Annotated in this window: 15 protein-coding genes; 6 read left to right on the top strand and 9 right to left on the bottom strand. The window is 48.2% G+C overall.

From position 1 onward, the window contains the following. Positions 1 to 5: 5 nt before the first annotated feature. From TX85_RS04795 to TX85_RS04780, 4 genes are all read left to right on the top strand, one after another. Positions 6 to 920 carry a phosphatidate cytidylyltransferase gene (locus TX85_RS04795; RefSeq protein ID WP_044477973.1) on the top strand — a complete coding sequence of 305 codons (915 nt, stop codon included), beginning with the start codon at positions 6 to 8 and terminating at the stop codon, positions 918 to 920. Between the two features lie 69 nt (positions 921 to 989). After that, positions 990 to 1,157 (top strand): hypothetical protein, encoded by a 168-nt coding sequence (locus TX85_RS26235; RefSeq protein ID WP_222860695.1) that lies wholly within the window; start codon positions 990 to 992, stop codon positions 1,155 to 1,157. Between the two features lie 60 nt (positions 1,158 to 1,217). Beyond that, positions 1,218 to 1,424 (top strand): hypothetical protein, encoded by a 207-nt coding sequence (locus TX85_RS04785; RefSeq protein ID WP_148444324.1) that lies wholly within the window; start codon positions 1,218 to 1,220, stop codon positions 1,422 to 1,424. Between the two features lie 227 nt (positions 1,425 to 1,651). Continuing rightward, on the top strand, positions 1,652 to 2,119 hold the full coding sequence (locus TX85_RS04780; protein ID WP_044477970.1) for a DUF6985 domain-containing protein: 468 nt from the start codon (positions 1,652 to 1,654) through the stop codon (positions 2,117 to 2,119). A gap of 563 nt (positions 2,120 to 2,682) precedes the next feature. On the opposite strand, the gene TX85_RS04775 is transcribed toward TX85_RS04780, so the two are convergent. From TX85_RS04775 to TX85_RS04735, 9 genes are all read right to left on the bottom strand, one after another. Further along, on the bottom strand, positions 2,683 to 3,507 hold the full coding sequence (locus TX85_RS04775; protein ID WP_044477969.1) for a carbohydrate ABC transporter permease: 825 nt from the start codon (positions 3,505 to 3,507) through the stop codon (positions 2,683 to 2,685). Next, complete coding sequence (locus TX85_RS04770; protein WP_044479807.1) at positions 3,500 to 4,390, bottom strand: carbohydrate ABC transporter permease; 891 nt, start codon at positions 4,388 to 4,390, stop codon at positions 3,500 to 3,502. Before TX85_RS04770 ends, TX85_RS04775 begins: the two co-directional genes overlap by 8 nt. Positions 4,391 to 4,492: 102 nt before the next feature. Next, entirely contained in the window at positions 4,493 to 5,797 is a 1,305-nt protein-coding gene (locus tag TX85_RS04765; protein ID WP_044477968.1) for an ABC transporter substrate-binding protein, read from the bottom strand. A gap of 206 nt (positions 5,798 to 6,003) precedes the next feature. Beyond that, on the bottom strand, positions 6,004 to 7,809 hold the full coding sequence (locus TX85_RS04760; RefSeq protein WP_044477967.1) for a cache domain-containing sensor histidine kinase: 1,806 nt from the start codon (positions 7,807 to 7,809) through the stop codon (positions 6,004 to 6,006). Continuing rightward, positions 7,806 to 9,371: a response regulator transcription factor gene (locus tag TX85_RS04755; protein WP_044477966.1), complete on the bottom strand. Its 1,566-nt coding sequence runs from the start codon at positions 9,369 to 9,371 to the stop codon at positions 7,806 to 7,808. Before TX85_RS04755 ends, TX85_RS04760 begins: the two co-directional genes overlap by 4 nt. Positions 9,372 to 9,985: 614 nt before the next feature. Continuing rightward, a complete protein-coding gene (locus tag TX85_RS04750) occupies positions 9,986 to 11,341 on the bottom strand; it encodes a PFL family protein (protein WP_262362644.1) in 1,356 nt (451 codons plus the stop codon). 44 nt (positions 11,342 to 11,385) lie between these two features. After that, positions 11,386 to 11,655 (bottom strand): ACT domain-containing protein, encoded by a 270-nt coding sequence (locus TX85_RS04745; protein WP_044477964.1) that lies wholly within the window; start codon positions 11,653 to 11,655, stop codon positions 11,386 to 11,388. Between the two features lie 184 nt (positions 11,656 to 11,839). Beyond that, positions 11,840 to 12,841: a FecCD family ABC transporter permease gene (locus TX85_RS04740; RefSeq protein ID WP_044477963.1), complete on the bottom strand. Its 1,002-nt coding sequence runs from the start codon at positions 12,839 to 12,841 to the stop codon at positions 11,840 to 11,842. Continuing rightward, positions 12,838 to 13,848, bottom strand: coding sequence for a FecCD family ABC transporter permease (locus TX85_RS04735; protein WP_044477962.1), 1,011 nt, complete (start codon positions 13,846 to 13,848; stop codon positions 12,838 to 12,840). The genes TX85_RS04740 and TX85_RS04735 overlap by 4 nt, the downstream gene beginning before the upstream one ends. A 160-nt stretch (positions 13,849 to 14,008) precedes the next feature. On the opposite strand from TX85_RS04735, the gene TX85_RS04730 reads away from it, so the two are divergent. Together TX85_RS04730 and TX85_RS04725 are read left to right on the top strand one after the other, a co-directional pair. Continuing rightward, positions 14,009 to 15,646 carry a helix-turn-helix domain-containing protein gene (locus TX85_RS04730; protein WP_044477960.1) on the top strand — a complete coding sequence of 546 codons (1,638 nt, stop codon included), beginning with the start codon at positions 14,009 to 14,011 and terminating at the stop codon, positions 15,644 to 15,646. A gap of 87 nt (positions 15,647 to 15,733) precedes the next feature. Further along, complete coding sequence (locus tag TX85_RS04725) at positions 15,734 to 16,741, top strand: ABC transporter substrate-binding protein (protein WP_044477959.1); 1,008 nt, start codon at positions 15,734 to 15,736, stop codon at positions 16,739 to 16,741. The last annotated feature ends 33 nt before the right edge of the window (positions 16,742 to 16,774 follow it).

Here is a 16,774-nt window from a genome sequence, read left to right as displayed (position 1 = left end):
TAGCAATGGACAGCTCATACTATACGTTACTCCTTATATTTATTATTTTATCTGTTATCCATCTGGTTTATTATGTGCTGGGAAAAGTCAAACCTCTCAAGGACTACTCTGCCATTAGTATACGTATCAAAACCTGGTGGGGGATGTTCTTCATATTTTGTTTGGCTACCCTGTTCAATCCTGTAGTTTCCCTATTGTCCCTTATGGTGCTTACCTTCTTTGCATTAAAGGAGTATTTCACCATGATTCGATCAAGGAAAGCCGATCGCCGGATATATCTGTGGGCCTACCTGTCGATCCCTGTGCAATTCTACTGGATTTATATCGAATGGTACGGCATGTTTATTATTTTCATCCCCATCTATGTATTCCTGTTCCTGCCATTACCACGAATCATCAACAAAGGGACGGTTGGCTTCCTGCGCAGTGTCAGTTCGACCCAATGGGGACTGATGCTCATGGTGTTCGGACTCAGCCATTTAGCCTACTTTCAATTTGCAACGCCGCAATACGGAGCGGGACTTGTACTTTTTCTGGTCGTGTTAACGCAGTTAAATGATGTCGTACATCATCTGGCTTCGATTATTCTCGGCAAGCACAAAGTCGTTCCTACCGCTAATCCCTATTTGACCTGGGAAGGCTTCATTTGTGCATTTTTCATAACAACCGCCGTGTCTTATTTGATTTACCCTTACCTTACTCCGCTTACCCCAACCTTCGGGTTCGTATCCGGTATGCTCATTAGCTTAAGCGGTTATTTAGGCAGCCTGACCGTCTCCGTTCTGCGGCGAGATTTGTTGATCGGGGCTGACGATAAATTTGAAGCATTGAAAAAAAGCTACTTGAGTCGGGTAGATAGCCTGGCCTATACTTCTCCTGTTCTTTTTCATGTTATTCGTTATTACTTTGATTTTATGTAAAGTGAGGACATAATGAAGACAATATATAAAAAATATTTGAAGCTGGATATAAATGGATCTCATATCGGCTTGGAACAAAGACAAAACGATCCCCCCTATTTCTGTACACCAAAGGGGGCGAGAATGATCGGGTGGGCAGGTGTTGACGGCATTCATTTTTGCTTTGTACGTGGCTTTGGCGAGATGGTGTTTGCTGTCAGTCCGATGAATACAGCAGGGAATTACGTCCATCCGTAATCTTTTATGATCACGGATTGCGCGCGGGGCGACCGCCCACGTCAAAAACACAACGACCCAATGGAGCCGCAGGCAAACGGCGATGTTTTCTGCATCGGTACCAGCGCTGGGGCGAATGACCCAACCGCTGTCGTGTTCGGTCGCGGCAACCAAGGTAAACTCCGGGTGGCCTGCTCCGCGCTGCATTTTGAGCCGGTGGAACATGTGGAGTGGCACATGGTGTTTCGTGAAAAGACGCGCTCTGATATTGACATAGACTTGATTTGAGTTTCAGTCCGGGAATGGATAAATTTGAGGCACTGAAAAAAAGCTACTTGAGTCGGTTGGATAGCCTGGCCTATACTTCACCTGTTCAGATCTATCAAGTATAAGTTCAATCAATTGTTGGCTAAAGCTGGTGAAAGGTTGCTGAAAAATGTGGTATGCTTTTCTATACAAAACTCGAGTTGCTCATTGTTTACATAAAGAGAACTTATACTTTCGGAGGAAATATCATGTGGGGAAAGACACTATTAAATCCAATTCAGTTTGAGATTCAAGATGATTGTTGCGAAGATGCGGAAAAGGGCATAGCCGCTTGTAAAAGACTATTAGAAAAATGGACACCTGCACTGGAAACTGAGATGTTAGAAGCCTTTATCACTCTTTATTATGATGATATGTACGAACAATGGGGTCCTGATGACGAGGAGCAAAATAAAGAGTATTGGCCGGAAATGAAGTCGCCCGCAGACCTTGTAAAGCATACAGGCACAAATGTTACGCTCTATGCTTTGGAAGACAGTATCTACGCCAAAAGCAAAACAGCAATAGACGAGTATGAGTCGCAGCATGTCGATGTGTGTGTGATACTGGTGCTTGATTGTCCATGGGATGAAGAACATGGTTGGGCAGCTGTATTTATAGACGAAGAATTTGTTAAAGTGGACAGGGACATTGTGGACTGCGTTTGGTTAGACTGATTGCACACATCGCCGATATTAAGTAAGAGGCACCCTCTTTCATTTCGTCAAACAAAAAGAAACCCTTCTCTGGAAACTGGTGGTACCACCCAACCATAAACCAATAGGAGACGGTTTCTTTGTACATTCGATATAGCAGGGATCAACTCTGTTTACCAATATAAGCAATACGGTGCATTTGATCTAAGGGAAGTAAGTAGTTGGTCTAAGGGAAGTAAGTACTTTGTCTTACGGACATTATGTCTCCTTACGGTCCGCCTTTGGATGAACCAGAATTGTAACGGACATTTTGGCTGCTTAGAGAGTAGAATCGAGTGAACCAGAGTCGTTTGAGCGTCCTAAGCGCCCGAAATGTCCGTTAACCCTTCGAATCATGAGAAAAAGTCTGCTAAGAGGCTAAAATGTCCGTTAGCGAGCAGCAGAAAGCGTTCGCCTTTGTGAGCGGATTTCTCCCCTATTAGAACTTAGTTCAATCATAGAAATCCGCGAACAACAACGATCGTAAGCATACTTCACACGTTGCCCCCAACGTACAGTCATATATTCAACATATATGTTACTCACTACTTGATCGAGCCGATCATTCCTGCCACAAAATGCTTCTGCATGACAAAAAATACAATCGCAGTTGGAATGGTCGAGATGACGATCGCCAGCATAATGAGCCCGTAGTCCGGCGTATAGCTGGAGCCGAGCGTGGAGATCAAGAGCGGGATCGTCTGCTTCTGCGGGGTCTGCAGAATGATCAGCGGCCACATATAATTGTTCCAACTGCTCATAAAGGTAATGATTGCTGCCGCTGCATAGGTCGTCTTCATCGTCGGAACGAATACCCGATAGAACAGACCTAGTTCAGACAAGCCGTCGATTCGGCCTGCCTCCAGCAGCTCCTTCGGAAACATTTTTGTGCTCTGCCGGAAGAAGAAGATCAGGAAGGCCGTCGTCATGGTCGGCAGCACCACCGCTGCCAGTGTATCAATACCGATCAGCGGAACAAGATTCGTGATCTTGCCGAACAGCCGATATAAAGGGACCATCATCGCTGCGAACGGGATCATCATCGACAAGAGCAAAATGTTGAAGACAACATCCTTCGCCTTGCTGCGATAGATTTCAAAGCCGTATCCGGCCAGTGAAGCGATCAAAAGCGCCAGCAAGGTGGTGGACACGGAGACGATCAGGGAATTCTTCATTGCATTTAATATATTCACGGATTCAAGCAAATTCCGCAGATTGTCCATCAAGTGCATGCCTGGGAGCAATCGCCCGCGGGTAACATCCACCGAAGCGTTCGTCGAGCTGACAATCATCCACAAGAACGGAAAAATAGAAATGAACGCGGCAACAGAAAGGAACAAGTACATGGAGAGTCTTCTGACCTTAACCATTGCGATCACCTGCCACTTTGAATTGGATGATGGAGAGCACGACAATCATAATGACAATCGAGTACGAGACGGTAGCCGCATAGCCGAAGTCCGACGAATATTTAAATGACAGGTCATAAATGTACTGCGATATCGAAGCTGTTGCATTTCCCGGCCCGCCTTTTGTAATGTTCATGACCTCATCGAATAACTGCAGCGTGCCGATCGTGGAGGTAATCGAAGTGAACAAAATGATGGGCTTCAGCATCGGAATCGTAATTCCGAAGAACTGTCTGCTGGACGAGGCCCCGTCTATTTTTGCCGCTTCATAGATTGCCGGGTCGATATTTTGCATGCCGGACAAGTAGAAGATCATGTTGTATCCGGTCCAGCGCCAGGTAATGGCAATGATAATCGTAATCTTCGCCCAGAACGGATGCGTGATCCACTGGATCGGTTCGGATACAAGATGGAGATTGAGCAGCAACGAATTAACCAGTCCGTCTCCCGCAAATAAATATTTGAAAATAACCGAATACGCAACCAGCGAGGTAATGCACGGCAGAAAGATGGCAGTCCGGAAGAAGCCTTTCCATTTCAGAGTCCGGTCGTTAAGCAGTGTCGACAGGAACAGGGCCAGCAGCACCATCATCGGCACCTGCACAATCAAATAGATAAATGTATTTTTAACAGCGGTCCGAAACATGGAGTCCGTAAACAGACGCTTATAGTTATCAATTCCGTTAAAGCTCAAGTTCGCTCCGGTTCCGGTCTGGAAGGACAACATTAGAGCCTGGATCATCGGATAAAAATAAAAGACAACAATCATCAATACGGCCAGTGTAACGAAAGACCAGCCAACGGCAGCAGCTTTCAGGCGTCGGGGTGATCCAGAACCTTTCATCTTCAGCTTCATCTCCTTTTCTCTCGGCTGACAGGTTGAATAGATAGCAATAAAACCTTGAACCGGAATCAGCGCAAGGTTTTATTGCTTGGCCCTCAGAGCTTATTGAAGCTGTGATTCGGCTTGTGTCTGAGCATCGCGCATGACGCTGTCCACATCCTTGCCGTTCAGATAGTTCTGGATTTCAATGACCAGAATATCTTCGATTGCGTACGTATGCAGACCGTAATTGACCTTAGGCACTTCTTCTGTCCATTTCGCGAAGTCCGCGTAGATCTTCTGTCCGCCGAAGTAATCATCCGCCTTCTCATAGGCCGATCCGCTGGCAGCTGCCTTCAGGGAGCCGATCGCGCCGATTTGCTCCAGCAGATCGGAATACAGTTCACTGTCCGAGCCGAAGGTTTCCGCCAGGAAGCTTGCCGCCGCATCCTGTCCGTCCATGTTCATGACATACCAGGAGCTGCCGCCCAAGCTTGAAGCATTGACCGACTCCGCGCTGCCGCCGAGACGAGGGATAGGTACGACTGCCCAGTTGCCTGATTGCGAAGCTTCCGCCTTCACAGAAGGCGTGATCCAGTTCCCTGTTGGAACCGAAGCGACGTCCCCATTGTTAAAGGCCGCCAGGAATTGGCTCCAGTCCGAATTCATCTTGACGATATTCGCATCAAACATCGCTTTGTAGGTTTCAAGCGCTTCCTTGATTACCGGATTATCTGCAATATTAGGTGTTTTGCCATCCTCTTTCAGGTACCATGATCCGGCGGATTGAGCCATTACCCGAATCAGACCGAGATCGTTAGGGTCCTGTGTCAGCATGTCCTTGCCGGTCACTTCCTTGATCTTTTTGCCGACTTCAATAAATTGATTCCAATCGATATTCGTTACATCATCCACGGTATAGCCTGCTTGCTCCAAATAGTCTGTACGGATATACAATCCGGTGGCGCCGGAATCGAAAGGTACGCCGAATTGCTTGCCGTCATAGCTTGTCGGGCCGATTTTGTACTCTGCGAAGTCATCCGATTTAATGACATCGGACATATCGCGGAATGCATCCGGATAAGCCTGCAGGAAGTTCTGCGCCCGATAGTCTTCAATCAGCACGATGTTCGGCAATCCTTTTGTAGTTCCTGAATTGAGCCCGGTATTCAGCTTCTGTATAATATCATCCTGCGCATACTCAATAATGTTGACGGTGATATCCTGATGCTTGGCTTCGAATCTCTCCTTGGCCAGCTTGAGGGCCGCAATGTTAAAGTTAGGATCCCATGCCCAGACTGTGACTTCCTGACTGCCGCCAGAGCCGCCAGAATTGGTTGTCCCCGTATTCTCCGAGCCTTCCGAGCCGCCCGAACCGGACGCACCTCCGGAATTGCCCGAGCAAGCGGATAAGGTGAGCATCAGCATCAAGCTCGCAAGTAGTAATGAAACCGTCTTTTCATTCCGTACATCCCCCTACTTATCTTTTTAGAAAGCGCTTCCACTTCCTGTATTTATGATAGCACCCTGGTTTTTTCGGAGGTTAGAAATATCTTTATAGCGATTGGTGTTTTTATTACACCTTGGAGGAAAGCGCATTCACATGATTCGTCTAATTTTTAGATTCTGGTACTTTATTTAGTTTCGCCCTCCAGTTCCTCTGTTCCATCCAGCTTCGACAGGAGCGGCATGATGATCCTAACCTTCGTTCCTTCTCCTTTTGTGCTGGAAATATGCACGCCATACGTCTCCCCGTATAGCAACTTGATCCGATGATTCACATTTTGAATACCGATGCCTGTAAAGAGCTGGCGATGGCTTTTTGAGTTCGGCAGCACATTCGTCTCCCCATTTAACTCCATCCCGTCCCCATTATCGACCACTTCGCACACCAGAGTATTCTCATTCTTGGAAATAAGAATATAGATCGTTCCTTCATTTTTTTCATTAAAGGCATGGAAGAAGGCATTCTCGATAAATGGCTGGATAATCAGCTTAGGCACTTCATACTCCAGGCAATCCGGCGAGACGAAATAATTGACCTTGATCCGGTCGCCATAGCGCACATGGTTAATGAACACATAATTCCGCATGTTCTCCATTTCTTGCTCGATCGGGATCGTCTCACTGACATTGCTGATCGTATTTTGCAGCAGCGAAATCAGGGCGTTAATCGTATCCGCCGCGGTTTCCTTGCTTCCCTTCTGAACCAGCATCTTAATCGATGCCAGCGTATTGTACAGAAAATGTGGATTGATTTGGAACTGCAATGCTGCCAGCTCGGCGTTTCGCTGCTCCTTCTGAGTGTCCAGCAGTTGACGGATATAATCGTTAAGCTCATCCAGCATATAGTTAAATGCTTTGCCCAGCTCCTGAACTTCAAACCCGCCTTTCACCGTGATATAGTTGCCGAAGTCTCTTTTGGTAATGGTAGACATTTGCCGGACAAGCCGTGTCAAAGAACTCGTCAACCTTCTCGACATGATAAAGACAACCAGCAGCGCAAACAAAATAATGAGAATACAGGCCAACGCCACGGATTGAACATTAATGATCTGTCCCGCCGTATACTGCCGGTCGATCAAATTCACCAAGTAAAGATCGTAGGACGGCAGATAGTTAGATAAAATAATGCGTTCCTTGCCGAACACGGCTCCGCTCTGATAATCGAGTTGGTCGCTGACGATCCTTTCCGCATCCTCCAGCAGCTCAGGCTCAGCACTGCCGATCAGCTCAAGGCGGTTGCTGGATACGATCTTGCCGGTGCTGTCCAATACGACCACATCATTGCCTACACTCGTAAAATTAGCAAAGAAGCGTCTGAACTCCTGCTCCCGAATGGAAACGTAAAGCATCCCGTAAGGAAGACCGCTTGTCCGATCCACCATCGCCTTTGAAGCAATAAGAAAATGCTCCGCCTCATCCCCGTTCATTCGCTGATCATATTGATACAATATCCGGTTCGCATTGGCAACCGCTCTGGCGGTTAACGGATCCTTCGCCAGCTCACTGTTCGTTACAGGCCAATAGGCTCGATCCGTGGAATAGCTTCGGCCATTAACCCCCGTGATCATGACCGATACATCAAAGGCTCCCAGGTTCGAGCTCATCTGATTGACCTGCTCGGACATCCGATAGTACAGCTTGGACATCGAGACCGAATCCGACTCTTCGCTGGTTAAATAGGATTTCACCGTGCCGCTTTGGGTCGCAAATGTCGATGCGTTCACAATCGAATCATGAAAGGAGCTTAGACTGGTCTGGATTTGCTGCAATACTTTGCCGTTGGTAATACTGAATGTCTCCGCAAACAGACGCTCCGACATCCGAATCGTAATTAACGAAGTGAGCAGGCAGACCGCAATAATACTGACCGTCATAATCAGGAACAGCTTGGTGAAAAGGCGCTGTCCTCCCGGTTTCCTGAACCGATTCTTCATAGCTCGGCCCTCTTGCCGTACTGATCCCGGCGGTATTGGCTCGGAGATGCCCCTGTCTGTTTTTTGAACACTTTCGTAAAATAACTGTGATCCCCGTAGCCGACCTGGGCGCTGATCTCCGAAATCGTCAACGTGCTGGCAGACAACAGCTCCGCCGCCTTGCGGATTCGGATCTTGTTCAGGTATTCGCTGAACCCTTCTGCATTGTGGGTTGAGAAATAGCTGGATAAATACGACGGATTGAAGTGAAAATGCTTGCTAAGCGTGCCAAGGCTCAGCGGTTCACTGTAATGCTCATCAATATATTCCAGCAGCCTTCTCATATTCGCTTCTCCAGGCAGCGGCGTATGCGCTTCAGCCAGCTGCTCCGCCATCTCCAGAAATCCGTTCATCCAGGTAACGGCCTCGCTCACACTCTTCGCTTCATCAATAGCTTTGAAATAATCATATTTCACCTGATCCAGTTCCTTCATGCGCTCATTGCCCTCTGTCATTACCACGGTCATATTAAAGATGGCGTTGCCCAGGAACGATTTGAATTCAAAAGGAGGAACCCGGTAATTGCTGGCCGCCTTGCCGACATATTCCCTCAAACGGTGAAATACCCCATGATATTGCTCCTTCCGCAGATCCGCCAGGAATTGCTTCATATCAAATTCAGGCACTTCCAGGACAGCCGGCAGCTCACTTGCCTGCAAGCAGCTATGATCCGGGAAATAGAACCGATAAGAAAGCAGTCTGAGCCATTCCTCCCGATAAACCGCTTCTAACTTGAGCAAATCCGCAAACCCTGAGCTTACAGCCCATACCAGCTTCGGCATGCCGCTCGATTTTTCCGCAACAAATTCTTTGACAAGCCGAAACACTTGTCCTTCATTCTCCTGAGGCATGTTGACAAGCATCAACAGTTGCTTGCTCTCTGCGGCGATCACTTTAGGTACGGCCGGAACAGAGCCTTCCTCCAGCCAAGACTTTAGGCTGGAGGCCAACCCTGCCATGTAACTATGCAGATCACCAGAGACCCCGCTAAGATCTGCGCCTGCAAGCACAAAGGACCGATGCGGAAAAAACTTGAGAAGCTGCGCCTGATCCTCCGGCTCGTAACCGGCCAACAGCCGCTCCAGCAGTTGATCCAGCGACAGCTCGCCGCTCCGGGATTGGGCCATGTAATTCAATCCGGGGATTTTCCGCGCCGTGTTCTGCAGTACCTGCAGCAGTTCGGAGGTTTCCAGTCTCGGCTTTAAAATATAGTCGGCAACACCGCTCTGGAAGGTCGATCGGACGTAATGAAATTCGCCGTAGCTGCTAAGCACAATAACCTCGATCCGGGGATAATGCGTCTTCAGAATCCGGACAAACTCTTCTCCGTCCATAACCGGCATGACGATATCCGTAATTATAATGTCCGGAGACAGCTGCTCGATCATCTCCAGTGCTTCCTTGCCATTGGAAGCCTCGCCAACAATCTGAAAGCCATGCTGCTCCCAGTTCAAGTGATGCTTGATCCCTTGCCGGACCAATAGCTCATCATCGACAATCAATATTTTGCAAAGTCCGCTCATCCCGATTCCTCCATAGTCTCTACATTCCTAAATCTCCAAATCTTTAAAACTCTAAATCTTTAGACTCCTAAACCTCATATCTACACGGGTCTTGACAGCGTTTTCATATATCTGAAATACAGCCGTTCATGCTGGAGTATATGCACAGAAAGGGATGGCCGTTTTATACGATTTTTCGTACAAAGAGTGCTTCTTTAAAGATAATGAAGAGTGTTTTATATGAAAAACCGTACATTTTTTTAATTTTCGAGCAGCTTACCTTACTAATTGTATGGTTTTTCGTATAATACGCATCCATTAGAACAGGTTTGGGAACAATTTATGCGAAAAAACGTACAAATCTCCTCGCACTTCCTGCTGCTCATGCTTCCTACTCGTGCTTCCTACTCGCACTTCTTAAAAGCGGTGAGACAAAGGGAGTTCTTCGACTCTTCTACCACGTCAAATGCTGCCTTTAAGTTCTTTAGTTTATATATGCTAACATAAGTTGGATTTATGGCAAACGTAATATCATGGAAAAACGCGGGCAATTTCTTTCTATAAAAAGGCAGTTAGGGTGTCCCAAAAGTAAACTGGGGAACCTCCTAACTGCCTTGTGAGTTTCCTTGCGCAAATTAATTCTTGAAGCTATGAATCGGCGCTGGAATCCGGCCGCCGCGGTCAATGAAGCTGGCGCAGCTAAAGCCGTTAACCGGCATGACCGGCGCGTAGCCAAGCAAACCGCCAAATTCGGCGATTTCGCCAACCCCCTTGCCAATGACCGGAATGATGCGGACGGCCGTCGTCTTGTTATTGATCATCCCGATCGCCGCTTCATCGGCAATAATTCCTGAGAGGGTTGACTCGCTAGTGTCGCCCGGGATTGCAATCATATCCAGCCCCACGGAGCAGACACAGGTCATTGCCTCTAACTTCTCCAGCGTCAGCGCCCCCTTCTGTACAGCCTCAATCATCCCATGATCCTCACTGACCGGGATAAAGGCGCCGCTAAGTCCGCCTACATTGGAAGAGGCCATGACTCCACCCTTCTTCACATTGTCGTTCAGTATAGCCAGAGCCGCTGTTGTACCGGGAGCCCCTGCTTCCTCCAGCCCCATGACCTGAAATATTTCCGCAATCGAGTCGCCGATTTCCGGTGTGGGAGCCAATGACAGATCAACGATGCCAAAGGGAACACCCAAACGCTTCGAGGTTTCCTGCGCCACCAATTGACCCACCCTGGTTACTTTGAACGCGGTTCGCTTAATCGTCTCGCAGAGGCTTTCGAAGTCCTTGTGCTTAACCTCCTCCAAGGCACGCTTCACAACACCCGGTCCGCTGACGCCGACATTAATGACGCATTCCGGCTCGCCTACGCCATGGAAGGCTCCTGCCATGAAGGGATTGTCCTCTACCGCATTACAGAAAATAACCAGCTTGGAGCAGCCCGCAGAGTCACGGTCAGAGGTCAGCTCAGCCGTTCTCTTGACGATGCTGCCCATCAGCTTCACCGCATCCATATTAATCCCGCTGCGGGAGGTGCCAATATTAACTGAAGAGCAGACTCTCTCCGTTACAGCCAGTGCTTCAGGAATGCTATGAATCAGCTTAAGATCACTCTCTGTGAAGCCCTTATGCACCAGAGCCGAGAAGCCTCCCAGGAAGTTCACACCAATCTCCTTGGCTGCCTTGTCCAGCGTCTCGGCTACAGGAACAAATGAGTCCGTCTTTAGCCCGCCAGCTGCAATGGAGATCGGAGTTACCGATACCCGCCTATTAACGATTGGAATACCGAACTGGCGCTCCAGATCCTCCCCCGTCTTGACCAGGTTTTCGCCCAGCCGGGTAATTTTATCGTAAACATTTCGGTTAAATACTGCCAGATCGGAATGCGCGCAATCCATCAGGCTAATGCCCATCGTAATGGTCCGCACATCGAGATTCATTTCCCGAATCATTTTATTCGTTTCCTGCACTTCTCCAAGCGTAATCATCGAATTCCTCCTGTGCCTGATTCTGAATTAGTCGTAATCTCCTAGATCCGATGCATCGTATTAAAAATATCCTCATGCTGCAGCTTGATCTCTACGCCAAGCTCTACACCGATTTGATGAAGCTCCTCCACTACCTCTTCAAAGCTCTTGGCAGGAGCCGAAATATCGACGATCATCATCATATTGAAATACCCTTGTACAATCGTCTGTGTAATATCCAGAATGTTGACGTTCTGTCCGGCGAGATAGGTACAGACCCTCGCAATGATACCTACCTTGTCCTTGCCGAGCACAGTAATGATTCCTTTCATAGAACCTTAGCCTCCTCTGCTTTCCTTTGTCTTTCTTTTTTCTAACAAAGCCTTCATTTGATTGTTCCTATTATGGCAGATGTCCAAAACAGCTTCAATGCAAAAAAACACGGGAACAGCTCGCGACAGGGCGGCTTTTCCCGTTTTCTCAGGCAGGTATTGACCCCATGGGCCGTTTGATCTCCTATATCTTTGCTCTTAACAGCAGGAAAATGAAGTATGGAGCGCCAATGACAGCAATAACTACTCCTACCGGGATTTCGTTTCCGTTCATAAGGGATCTTCCCAATATGTCGGCAATAGTGACCAATAGAGCTCCAAACAGAGCGGAAATCGGCAGCAGACGCTGATGCCTTGCACCGACACATATTCTGGCAATATGAGGAGCGATGAGACCAACAAACCCGATGCTTCCGCTCACCGACACTGCCGCAGCAGCCAGTCCTACGGCAACAGCAAGCATTTTTAGCTGCTCAAGCGTAATTCGTGCACCCAGACCGGAGGCGGTATCCTCGCTCAGCATGAGTATATTCAGGACATTAGATCTGCTGTATACATAAGGCAGCAACACGACAAGCCAGGGCAGCAATGCGAGCACAAACATCCAACTGGTTCCCCAAATACTCCCTGCCAGCCAGGTAGCAATGAACTGATACTGCTGCGGGTTGAACTGAATCGTTAATATTGTAATAGCCGCACTAATCCCTGCCGCAACTCCGATCCCCGACAGCACCAGACGAATCGGGGACAAGCCTTCTTGCTTCTTATAGGCCAATATAAAGATTAGCAATGCTGCCGCGGACGCCCCAATCAGTGCGAGCAACGGCAACAGAAAGATGGATGAGCTTGCGCTAATGCCAAAGAAGAACACATAGAGCATCACCATCAGACCTGCCCCGGCATTGATGCCCAAGAGACCGGGGTCAGCCAGTGAATTTCGAGACACGCCTTGCATAATCGCGCCCGAAACGGCCAGAGCCGCCCCAATCATGACTGAGATCATTGTTCTGGGAAGCCTGAAATCAATAAACACCATGCGAAGGCGCTGATCACCCTTGCCGATCAGAATTTGCCAGATATCACTGTACGACAGCTCAACAGTGCCGATCCTTACACTCAACAACATTGCAACGACTAATGCAACGCTTAAACCAAATAGCCAGCCGATAAATTTCTTATTTCTCATCGCTCCATCCTTCCCCCTTTACGCACAAGATATAAGAAGAAAGGCACGCCTAAGGCTGCTGTTACTGCAGACAGAGGAATTTCAAACGGAGGATTCATTGTCCGGGCAAACAGATCTGCTAAAATGACCAACAAAGCACCTAATACCGCTGAGCAGGGGATGACCAGACGATAGTCCTGTCCCACCAGCTTCCTGACCAAGTGCGGAACAATCAGACCTACGAACCCGACACCTCCTACCAGGGCAACCGAAATCCCGGCCAGCACCAGTACAACAACGGCGATGACCAGCTTTAGCTGTCCTATCTTAAGGCCAAGGCTCCGCGCATTATCCTCGCCTATGCTCAGAATTGTAACCGAGCGGGACAATACGAGCGCACATACGAGCCCTGCCACGAACCATGGCGTAACATACACAATCTGACTCCAGGTCACACGCGATACACCGGATGCATACCAGAAGGCAATATTCTGCCCAATGCCAAAATACAAGGAAAGCCCCTCGTTCAGACCATTAAACAAGGCCGTAACAGCTGCTCCCGCCAACACCAGTCTTAAGGATGAGGAGTTGTTCTTCCCGGCGAATCCAATGCCGTAGATCAGAGCTGCCCCGACTGCCGCACCGAAAATGGACAGCAGCAAAATGAAGTTATAGGATACATTGGTCAGATAGGCGAAGCTGAGCGCCAACACAAGACCTGCTCCTGCATTGATGCCAAGCAGGCTTGAATCAGCAAGCGGATTTCTTGTCATCCCTTGCATCATCGCCCCTGTAACTGCAAAGCATGTGCCAACAATACCTGCCGCGAATACTCTGGGCAAGCGAATCGTCTGAATCACGAGGTGCTCCCGATTGGCCGGGTCAAAGTGAAATAGGGCATCCCATATCACCTGCAGCTTAATATCCGCATAGCCGAGAATTACGGACAGCACAATACTAACCAGTATCGCTATCAATCCTGCCATGCCTATGATTGTGGCAATCGCCACGCGCCTCCGTTGCAGCATTAGAATTGCTCCATTCTATATAAAATCATTGCTATTCATGTTATACTTGCAGTTAGTTGATGTTGATAATGATTCTCAATTGAGAAAACTATAACAAAACGAGTATAGGCCATAACCGCTAGTTGCGCAAGATGGCGAATATGTATTGGGAGCGTGCGAATTGGATCTGCTATTTTCCTTCCACAGTATCAAAAGACTGACCATTTTGGCTGCTGAACAGCCTGTTCGCGAATGGAGCCAGCATTACTGCCTGCTATACATTCTTCAGGGCGGAGGGAAGCTTCGAGTGAATCAAAATACGATTCTGCTGCAGCAGGGGACTGTCGTTCTATGTAATCGCAATCGGTATTTCGACTTGCATGGAGCTGAAGCCGATGATCTTGTATTGTACAGGCTAACCTTTGATATATTGAAAAAAAACGCCTTCACACCTGAGCAGGAAATAGTCTACGAGCCTTTGCAGGAGCCATGGAGGGCCGATGGAGAAATCTTCGTCCAATCCTACCTCCAAGTCTTTGAGCTTGTCAAGCGTCTGTATGTGCTGGAGGAGGAGCAATCCCACGCTTACACCAAGCAGGCATTGCTATACGAATTGATTCTGCTGCTGGAGCAGGAACGTACGCTTCCTATGAATCCACAAGAACAGCATACCTATTCCATTCAGCAGGTGATCGACTATATTGACCGGCACTACAAGCAGCAGATCACCCGGGAGGACTTGGCACAGCTGGCCGGATTCCATCCTCATGTTTTCTCCAGGATTTTCAAGGAAGAGACAGGAGACAGCTTCTCGCATTATTTATCAAAACTTCGCATCAGAAAAGCGAAATCCCTTATGCTTACCACCAACAAAAAACTGAACGACATTGCTAATGCTGTCGGATACACCAACGGACTTTATCTTAGCAGGAAATTCAAACAGATTACCGGCTATTCTCCCAGCTCATTTGCAGCAATGGAGAAGCGAATCGTTATTTATGATTGGGTGGGTAATTTGCTTGCGCTTGGCATTACGCCTGTGGGAGCGGCCTCCTTTTTCGGCTTGCACGCCAATCCCTTTTTGCGGAACCTATTGGCGGATGTGATCGATGTTGGGCGACAGGATGTAGAAAAGGTGATTGCACTGAATCCGGATCTGATCATTGCACCGATCTGGATCGGCGCAACCTTCATCCAGCGGTTGGAAAATATAGCTCCCACCATTGTCGTGCCTTATGGCGACCCCTTCGATCGGTTTCACCAGCTCGCTCAAATTTTAAACAAGACCGAAGCGGCCGCTCGGTCCATGATGAACTATCAACAGAAGGCCGAGGCTCTGCGGCAAAGACTGCTTCAGTTTATTCAGCCCGATGAGACGGTCGGACTTTATGAGCTATCCCCGAATCACAGCATTTGGGTGCTCAACGACTTTCACGGAAGAGGCGGCTATAATTTATTTCGCGGGCTTGGCTTGAAGCCCCCGGCCTCGGTTACACAGCGTGTGATCGGCAAAGGAATGCCATTAGAAATTCAGCTCGATCATCTTCCTCTCTTCGCGGCCGATCACATGATTATTAGCTACACCTATAAAGATCGGGACATGCCCTATATCAAGGATCTCCTGGAGCACCCTGTATGGGCAGAATTAGAGGCCTCCAAGCATCCGAAAATTTATTATATCGATCGCAATCTTTATCATGCTAACGATGTCTACTCGCTATATTGCCAGCTTGATCTGATGGAAGAGTTGCTGCAGCACCCTGTGAACCAAAAAACCCATAATCATTTTGTGCATAAAAACGAAGACAAATGGGTATAGACATCTGATCTGTCCACGATAGAATTAGACATTGTAGATGATATTGATTATCATTATCTGTATAGAACATAAAGGGAGGCTCATGCTTTGAAAATTCACTTCAAATCCTTACTGCTTATCGTATCCATTCTAACGGTGCTAGCAGGCTGCTCAAGCAATAACGGCAATTCTCCTGCGGAGGGGTCAAATACCAATACATCTCCTGCTGCCAATGAAGAGCAGGCAAGCACTAATACCCAACCTGATGCTGAACCAAGCGGTCCGCGCGAGTTGACGGATCCATTAGGACATACGGTTACGATCCCTGCCAATCCGGAGCGTATTTTGGCTTCATACCTGGAGGACTATCTGGCTGCACTGGATATAACTCCTGTTGCACAATGGTCTGTGGGGGATTCCCCAATGGACTATCTGGAATCCTACTTTAAGGATGTCCCTGTTATCGCCCATGACTTGCCTTTCGAGTCCGTTACCAGCTTCTCGCCGGATCTCATTATTATTGGGGATGAGTCACTGATCGCTGACAACAAATATGATTCCTACAATAAAATTGCCCCAACCTATGCTTTGGGCAGTGAGATTAATGCCGATTGGCGCAAAGCCTTTGCCGAGATTGGGAAGATTGTTGGCAAGGAAGCCGAAGTGCAAGCCTCGCTAGAAGCTTATGATGCTAAGGCTGCCGAGGCCAAGGCTAAGATTGAAGCCGCTGGCTCCCCGTCAGCCGCAGCGATTTGGCTGGTTGGCGGTACCTTCTGGATTGTCGTGGACGATCAATCCAGCGGTGCGGTAATGTATCAAGACCTCGGCTTGAAGGTCCCTTCAATTGTTACTGAAATTTCTGAGGGAGAAGGCAACATCTGGAGATCGCTATCGCTTGAAGCTATGGCTGAACTGGACACCGATCACATTTTCCTGATTAACAGTGATGCGGCAACAGGCTCCGAAGCCCTGAAGGACCCGATCTGGACAAGTCTCCCGGCCGTTGTTAACGGCAACGTCCATGAGTTCGATGCTGACTTGTCAAGCTGGCTGTACACCGGTCCGATTGCGAATGACATGATTGTGGATGCTGTTGTAGACAGTATTTTGAAATAGGACATAGAATATAAAGAACCTCTCCTTGGTGAA

Origin of the sequence: Paenibacillus antibioticophila, assembly GCF_000455265.1 — a bacterium.
Lineage (GTDB): Bacteria > Bacillota > Bacilli > Paenibacillales > Paenibacillaceae > Fontibacillus > Fontibacillus antibioticophila.
Note: the sequence above shows the minus strand (reverse complement) of the source record. Positions and strands in the feature narration are given on the sequence as shown.

Excerpts from the sequence above, each read along its gene's own strand:
- TX85_RS04760 (WP_044477967.1), bottom strand. The coding sequence starts at position 7,809 with ATGAAGAATCGGTTCAGGAAACCGGGAGGACAGCGCCTTTTCACCAAG.
- TX85_RS04755 (WP_044477966.1), bottom strand. The coding sequence starts at position 9,371 with ATGAGCGGACTTTGCAAAATATTGATTGTCGATGATGAGCTATTGGTC.
- TX85_RS04765 (WP_044477968.1), bottom strand. The coding sequence starts at position 5,797 with ATGCTGATGCTCACCTTATCCGCTTGCTCGGGCAATTCCGGAGGTGCG.
- TX85_RS04795 (WP_044477973.1), top strand. The coding sequence starts at position 6 with ATGGACAGCTCATACTATACGTTACTCCTTATATTTATTATTTTATCT.
- TX85_RS04780 (WP_044477970.1), top strand. The coding sequence starts at position 1,652 with ATGTGGGGAAAGACACTATTAAATCCAATTCAGTTTGAGATTCAAGAT.
- TX85_RS04775 (WP_044477969.1), bottom strand. The coding sequence starts at position 3,507 with ATGGTTAAGGTCAGAAGACTCTCCATGTACTTGTTCCTTTCTGTTGCC.
- TX85_RS04735 (WP_044477962.1), bottom strand. The coding sequence starts at position 13,848 with ATGCTGCAACGGAGGCGCGTGGCGATTGCCACAATCATAGGCATGGCA.
- TX85_RS04745 (WP_044477964.1), bottom strand. The coding sequence starts at position 11,655 with ATGAAAGGAATCATTACTGTGCTCGGCAAGGACAAGGTAGGTATCATT.
- TX85_RS04770 (WP_044479807.1), bottom strand. The coding sequence starts at position 4,390 with ATGAAAGGTTCTGGATCACCCCGACGCCTGAAAGCTGCTGCCGTTGGC.
- TX85_RS04740 (WP_044477963.1), bottom strand. The coding sequence starts at position 12,841 with ATGAGAAATAAGAAATTTATCGGCTGGCTATTTGGTTTAAGCGTTGCA.
- TX85_RS04785 (WP_148444324.1), top strand. The coding sequence starts at position 1,218 with ATGGAGCCGCAGGCAAACGGCGATGTTTTCTGCATCGGTACCAGCGCT.